We start from the raw sequence: 6491 nt of genomic DNA, 5'->3' as shown, positions 1-6491 counted from the left end.
GGGCGGCGGTGCGGTCGGCGGCGGTCTGGTGGAGCGTGGTCATCGGCACGGGCCCTTCGGGGTTCGGTGCCGTCGATCCTCCCGCACCGGGAGATCTGCTCCAAGCGCCTTTCCGTCTCGTGCGCCTCGCAGCGCCGATCCGTCCCATCCGTCCCATCTGTCCCGCCCGTCCCGCGTCCTGACGCGCCCTCGGCCCTGCCACCCCCCCCGAGGGCGCCGGTCAGGCGCCGGGCGCCACGAAGCCCTTCAGATCGGCCAGGACGACGTTGGCCGCGGCCACGCCGAGGCCGAGGAACCAGGTCTCGTCCGGGACCGGACGCGCCTGCCCGGACTTGACCGCGCCGAGCGTCTTCCACAGCGCCCCGCCGAGCACCGCGTCCTGGTTGGTGGAGCTGGGCGTGCCGTAGACGCCGTAGAAGACCCAGTCGGCGTCCGCCTTGTCGATCTGCTCGGGGCTGATCTCCACCGCGAGCTCCTTGACCTGCATGATCTTGGGCTGCGGCAGCTGCGCGTCGATGAGGATGGTGCCGATGAAGGACAGCTCCGCGTACAGCCGGGTCTTGCCGGGCATGAAGCGCAGCGGCGCGATGGTCGGCCGCTTGTCGCCGAGCTTGGCGCCGATCGCCGCGGCGGCCGCCTGGTAGGCGTCCAGCTGGGACTTGGCCTCCGCCTCCAGGCCGAACGGGGTCGCGTTGAGCACGAAGTTCTGCTTCCACGGGTAGCCCGGGCGCAGCGAGAAGACGGTCGGCGCGATCTTGGAGAGCTGCTCGTACTGGTCCTGGGCGCGCAGCTGGCTGCCGAGGATCAGGTCGGGCTTGAGCGCGGCGATGGCCTCCAGGTTGAGGCTGTTGATGGTGCCGACGTTGGCCGGGCTGCCGGCCTTGTCCTTGAGGTAGGACGGCATGGACTTGGAGCCCTCGGTGTGGACGACGCCGACCGGCTGGATGCCGAGGGAGACGACGTTGTCGAGCTCGCCGGTGTCGAGGACCACGACGCGGACGGGCTTGGCGGGGATGACGGTCTCGCCCATCGCGTGCTTGATGGTCCGGGGGTAGACGCCGGGGGCGGCGTCGGTGCCGAAGCCCTTCATCTTCTCGATCACGGTGGCGTAGTCGTCGCCGCCCTGCTTGACCGACTTCGAGTCCGGCGTGGAGCCGCCGGAGGGCTTGGCCGTCGCGTCGCCGGAACCGGAACCGCCGGAGCCGCCGGAACCGGAGCCGTCCGACCCGCAGGCGGTGAGCAGCCCGCCGAGGCCGAGCACGGCTCCGCCGGTGAGGGCCGCGGTGAGCAGCTTCCGGCGGGTGGGGCGGGGGGCGGTCTGGTGGCCGGGGGTGGGGGACACGCGGCGCTCCTTCACGGATGAGGCGTCGGGGTTAGGTGAGGCAAACCTATCCGACGTCCCCGGCGGGCTTTCCGGCGCACCGCCCGAACGGGGGCGAAACCGAGACCCCGAAACATCACAAACCGTGGCATATCAGGCAAATCAATTCGGTAACGACCCTTCGAAATAAAGGTACATGCCTTAACAACCCATGCATCACCGGGCAACAGTTGGGCACCCTCAGGCAAATCGAAGGGAGTGTCCCAGATCACCCAAGGTTGGTCTACTCAACCGTCGGTACCCGCACCTAGGGTGCGCTGGTGTTTGATCAGCAGCTCTCAGAGCACGGAAGCAGCGGCCGGGCAACGGCGCCCGCCGCTCCGCAGGGTGCCCCGGTCAGTGGCGCCACGGGTGGAGTCCCCGGCACCGGGCCGGGGACGGCGGGGGCGACGGGGGCAGCGGGGGACAAGGGCCTACGGGGCAACTCCGTCGGCCTGCTGAGCAGCGTGGTCCTGGGCGTCTCCACGGTCGCCCCGGTCTACTGCCTGACCGCGACCCTGGGTCCGACCGTCACCGCGGTCGGCGTCCAGATGCCCGCGGTCTTCCTGGCCGGCTTCCTGCCGATGCTGCTCGTCGCGTTCGCGTACAAGGAACTGAACAAGGACTTCCCGGACTGCGGCACGTCCTTCACCTGGACGGTCAAGGCCTTCGGCCCCCGGGTCGGCTGGATGGCCGGCTGGGGACTGACGGTCGCCACGATCATCGTGCTGTCCAACCTCGCCGGGGTCGCCACCGACTTCCTGTACCTCATGCTCGGCGAGATGACCGGCAACGGCGCCGTCGCCGACCTCAACGACAACAAGGCCGTCCACCTGGCCACCGTCGTCGCGCTGATCGCCGCCGCCACCGCGATGAGCTATCGCGGCATGACGGCCACCAAGTGGTTCCAGTACAGCCTGGTCGGCCTCCAACTGGCCGTCCTGCTGCTGTTCTCCGGCATCGCCATCGCCAAGGCCGCCGCCGGCGACCTGCCCGACTCGGTCGGCTTCTCCGCCTCCTGGCTCAACCCGTTCGAGGTGAGCTCGTTCAGCGCGTTCACCGCCGGCCTGTCCCTGTCGATCTTCATGTACTGGGGTTGGGACACCTGCCTCACCATGAACGAGGAGACCAGCGGCAGCGCCAAGACCCCGGGCCGCGCCGCGATGATCTCGATGGTCACCCTGGTCGGCTCCTACCTGCTGGTCGCCATCGCCGCCCAGATGTTCGCCGGCGTCGGCACCACCGGCACCGGCCTCGGCAACCCCGACACCGCCGACAACGTCTTCGCCGCCCTCGCCCGCCCGGTGCTCGGCTCCCCGTGGAGCATCCTGCTCTTCGTGGCCGTCGTCGCCAGCGCCGCCGCCAGCCTGCAGACCACCTTCATCCCGGTCGCCCGCACCCTGCTCGCGATGAGCGCCTACCGGGCCGTGCCGCCGCGCTTCGGCACCGTCCACCCGCGCCACCGCACCCCCGGCTTCGCCACCGTCGCCGCCGGCATCGCCACCGCCGTCTTCTACGTCGGCATGAGCGTGATCAGCGAGAACGTCGTGCAGGACACCATCCTGGCCCTCGGCCTGATGATCTGCTTCTACTACGCGCTCACCGCCTTCGCCTGCGCCTGGTACTTCCGGCGCTCGCTCCGCGACAGCCTGCGCGACCTCGTCGTCAAGGGCATCGCCCCGCTGCTCGGCGGCGTCCTGCTCAGCGCCGTCTTCCTGCAGACCCTCACCGACGCCTGGGACCCGGGCTACGGCAGCGGTGCCGTGTTCGGCATCGGCTCGGTGTTCGTCATCGGCGTCGGCATCCTGCTGCTCGGCGCGGTCCTGATGCTCGTCTACGGCGTGTACCGGCCCGCGTTCTTCCGCGGCGAGACGCTCCGCAAGGACACGCCCGCCCTCATCGTCGAGGACTGACGGCGGACCGGGAAACCACTGCGGGCCCGAGCGGGCACCCGCTATGCTCGAACCCATGAAGCGCTTCGCGGGTCTCAGCTGGTGGCCGTCCTAGGACGGCCACCAGCCACGCCTGACCAGGGCCGTCCGGGATGGACGGCCCTGCTGCGTTTCTCCGACGGGACGGGCCCTGAGCCCCGGACGGCCGCCACCACCGCCGTACCGAGGAGAAACCCCGTGACCACGACCACCGCCGTCGCCGAGCCCACCGGTCCCAGCGACACCGACACCGAAACCGCCGGCCTCGCCGACCTCTCGGACCTCGCCGGCTTCGACGCCCTCGACGAGAGCGTTCGCGCCGACCCGGCCGCCCACCGCGTCCTCACCGGCGACCGCCCCACCGGCCCGCTCCACCTCGGCCACTACTTCGGCAGCCTGCGCAACCGCGTCCGCCTCCAGCGCCTGGGCGTCGAGATGTTCCTGGTCATCCCCGACTACCAGGTCATCACCGACCGGGACGTCGCCGACCGCCTCGCCGAGCACACCGAGAACCTCGTCCTGGACTACCTCGCCACCGGCATCGACGCCGACCGCGCCACGGTCTTCACCCACAGTGCCGTCCCCGCCCTCAACCAGCTGCTGCTGCCCTTCCTCAGCCTGGTCAGCGTCGCCGAACTCCACCGCAACCCCACCGTCAAGGACGAGATCGCCCACTCCAGCCAGGCCGCCGTCAACGGTCTGATGCTCACCTACCCCGTCCACCAGGCCGCCGACATCCTCTTCTGCAAGGCCGACCTGGTCCCCGTCGGCAAGGACCAGCTGCCCCACCTGGAGGTCACCCGCACCGTCGCCCGCCGGTTCAACGAGCGCTACCCGCACCCCGACGGCACCACCGTCTTCCCCCGCCCCCGGGCCCTCCTGGACGCCGCCCCGCTGCTGCTCGGCACCGACGGCGGCAAGATGAGCAAGAGCCGCGGCAACTCCATCCCGCTCGCCGCCGACGAGGACACCACCGCGCGGCTCCTCAAGGGCGCGAAGACCGACACCGACCGCCGCATCACCTACGACCCCGCCGGGCGCCCCGAGGTCTCCAACCTCGTCCTGCTCGCCGCCCTCTGCCAGGACCGCACCCCCGAGGAGGTCGCCGAGGAGATCGGCGACGGCGGCGCCGCCGCGCTCAAGCGCACGGTCACCGAAGCCGTCAACGAGCACTTCCGCCCGATCCGCGCCCGCCGCGCCGAACTCGCCGCCGACCGCGGCCACCTCCGCGACGTCCTGCGCGCCGGCTCCGAACGCGCCAACGCCATCGCCGACGCCACCCTCGCCGAAGTGCGCGAGGTCATGGGATCACTGTGAACCCGCCAGGGGCATAACCTCTCGGGGCCGGTCCGACACCGGCCCCGAGACCACCCCGCGCCCGCGACCACCCCCCCCGGAGGGAACCCGGCCATGGACCAGCACCCGACCACCCCCGGCCGAGGACTGACCCGCCCGCCGCACCTCCGCCCCGGCGACCACGTCGCGGTGGTCGCCACCAGCGGCCCCATCGACCCCCAGCGGCTCGCCGCCGGCACCGCCCTCCTGCGCTCCTGGGACCTCCGCGTCACCGTGGGCCCGCACGTCCTCGACACCCACCCCGTCCTCGGCCACCTCGCCGGCACCGACACCGACCGCGCCGCCGACCTCCAGGCCGCCTGGCTCGATCCCACCGTCGACGCCGTCATGTGCGCCCGCGGCGGCTACGGCGTCCACCGCATGGTCGACCTCCTCGACTGGGACGCCCTGCGCGCCGTCCCGCCCAAGATCCTGATCGGCTTCAGCGACGTCTCCTCCCTGCACGAGGCCTTCGCCCAACACCTCGGCCTCGCCACCCTCTACGGACCGATGAGCACCAGCACCCCCCTCCTGGAGGACGGCCCCACCGCCGAACACCTGCGCCGCACCCTCTTCGACCCCGCCGCCACGACGGTCCTCACCTCGGCCACCGCCGCCACCCTCGTCCCCGGCCGGGCCCGCGGTATCACCGCCGGCGGCTGCACCCACGTCCTCACCGCCGAACGCGGCACCCCCGCCGCCCGCCCCTCCTACGCCGGAAGCATCCTCATCCTGGAGGACGTCAACGAGCACCCCTACCAACTCGACCGCCTCCTCACCCAGCTGCTGCGCTCCGGCGCCTTCGACGGCGTCACCGGCATCGCCCTCGGCTCCTGGGAAGGCTGCGGCCCGCTCGACCGGGTCCGCGACGTCATGCTCGACCGCCTCGGACCGCTCGGCGTACCGATCATCTGGGAACTGGGCTTCGGCCACTGCCCCTCCACCCTGACCGTCCCGCTCGGCGTCCCCGCCCTGCTCGACGCCGACGCCGGCACCCTCACCCTCGACCTTCCCGCCCTCGCCGAACGCTGAATAGGGTGCGCCCATGAACGCGGACCGCTCCACGGGGACATCCACTACGGCCGACCTCGACGCGGACGGCCTCACGGACCTCGCCCTCGGCCTGCTGCGCGGCCCCGGCAGCGACGCCCGCACCATCCTCGGCCTCGCCGGCCCGCCCGGCGCAGGCAAGTCCACCCTGGCCCGTCACCTCGTCACCGAGGTCGAACGCCGGGAGGGCCCGGGCAGCGCCGCCTACCTCCCGCTGGACGGCTTCCACCTCTCCGCCGCCCAGCTCGACCGCCTCGGCCTCGGCCACCGCAAAGGCGCACCCGCCACCTTCGACGCCCACGGCTACGTCGCTCTGCTGCGCCGGGTCGAGGCCGAGCGCTTCCAGGACATCTACGTCCCCGACTTCGACCGCGACCTCGACGAACCGGTGGCCGCCCGGCACGTGGTCCACCCGCACACCCGCCTGGTCGTCACCGAGGGCAACTACCTCGCCGCCGCCGACCACCCCTGGCCGGAGGCCCGGCGAATGCTGCGCGAACTCTGGTACGTCGAGACCGACGACACCGTCCGCGAGGCGCGACTCCTCGGCCGCCACCGCGCCGGCGGCCGCGACGAAGCCGCCGCCCGCCACTGGGTCACCGGCAACGACCACCCCAACGGCGAGTACGTGAAGGCCGGCCGCGCGGTCTGCACCCGCATCGTCCGGGTGGGCCGTTTGCCTTCGCCCCCGAATGGGCGTAGTGTTCTCTAGTCGCTCGGCTGGGAGCACCGGACACGCGTCTGCGCGGACGGTCCCGGAGCGGCCAATCCTCTGAAACACCACCTCTTCCCGGTTACGGGCCGAGGCGTGTCGT

Annotated in this window: 5 protein-coding genes; 4 read left to right on the top strand and 1 reads right to left on the bottom strand. The window is 71.9% G+C overall.

The window, feature by feature from the left end; translation table 11 throughout:
• Positions 1–220 precede the first annotated feature (220 nt).
• The gene (locus ABD308_RS39105; protein WP_344345846.1) at positions 221–1342 is read right to left on the bottom strand and encodes an ABC transporter substrate-binding protein; all 1122 of its coding nucleotides are present in this window, start codon (positions 1340–1342) and stop codon (positions 221–223) included.
• Positions 1343–1815: 473 nt separating this feature from the next.
• Here ABD308_RS39105 and ABD308_RS39100 point away from each other — a divergent pair, with 473 nt between their 5' ends.
• From ABD308_RS39100 to ABD308_RS39085, 4 genes are all read left to right on the top strand, one after another.
• Entirely contained in the window at positions 1816–3273 is a 1458-nt protein-coding gene (locus tag ABD308_RS39100; RefSeq protein ID WP_344345848.1) for an APC family permease, read from the top strand.
• A gap of 216 nt (positions 3274–3489) precedes the next feature.
• Positions 3490–4608: a tryptophan--tRNA ligase gene (gene trpS, locus ABD308_RS39095; protein ID WP_344345844.1), complete on the top strand. Its 1119-nt coding sequence runs from the start codon at positions 3490–3492 to the stop codon at positions 4606–4608.
• Positions 4609–4701: 93 nt separating this feature from the next.
• The gene (locus tag ABD308_RS39090; protein ID WP_344345842.1) at positions 4702–5658 is read left to right on the top strand and encodes a S66 peptidase family protein; all 957 of its coding nucleotides are present in this window, start codon (positions 4702–4704) and stop codon (positions 5656–5658) included.
• Positions 5659–5671: 13 nt separating this feature from the next.
• A complete protein-coding gene (locus ABD308_RS39085) occupies positions 5672–6388 on the top strand; it encodes a nucleoside/nucleotide kinase family protein (protein ID WP_344345840.1) in 717 nt (238 codons plus the stop codon).
• Positions 6389–6491 lie beyond the last annotated feature (103 nt).

The sequence above is a fragment of the Kitasatospora putterlickiae genome (genome assembly GCF_039527695.1).
Lineage (GTDB): Bacteria > Actinomycetota > Actinomycetes > Streptomycetales > Streptomycetaceae > Kitasatospora > Kitasatospora putterlickiae.
The sequence above is the reverse complement of the archived record's forward strand: the minus strand, read 5'-3'. Positions and strand labels throughout refer to the sequence as shown.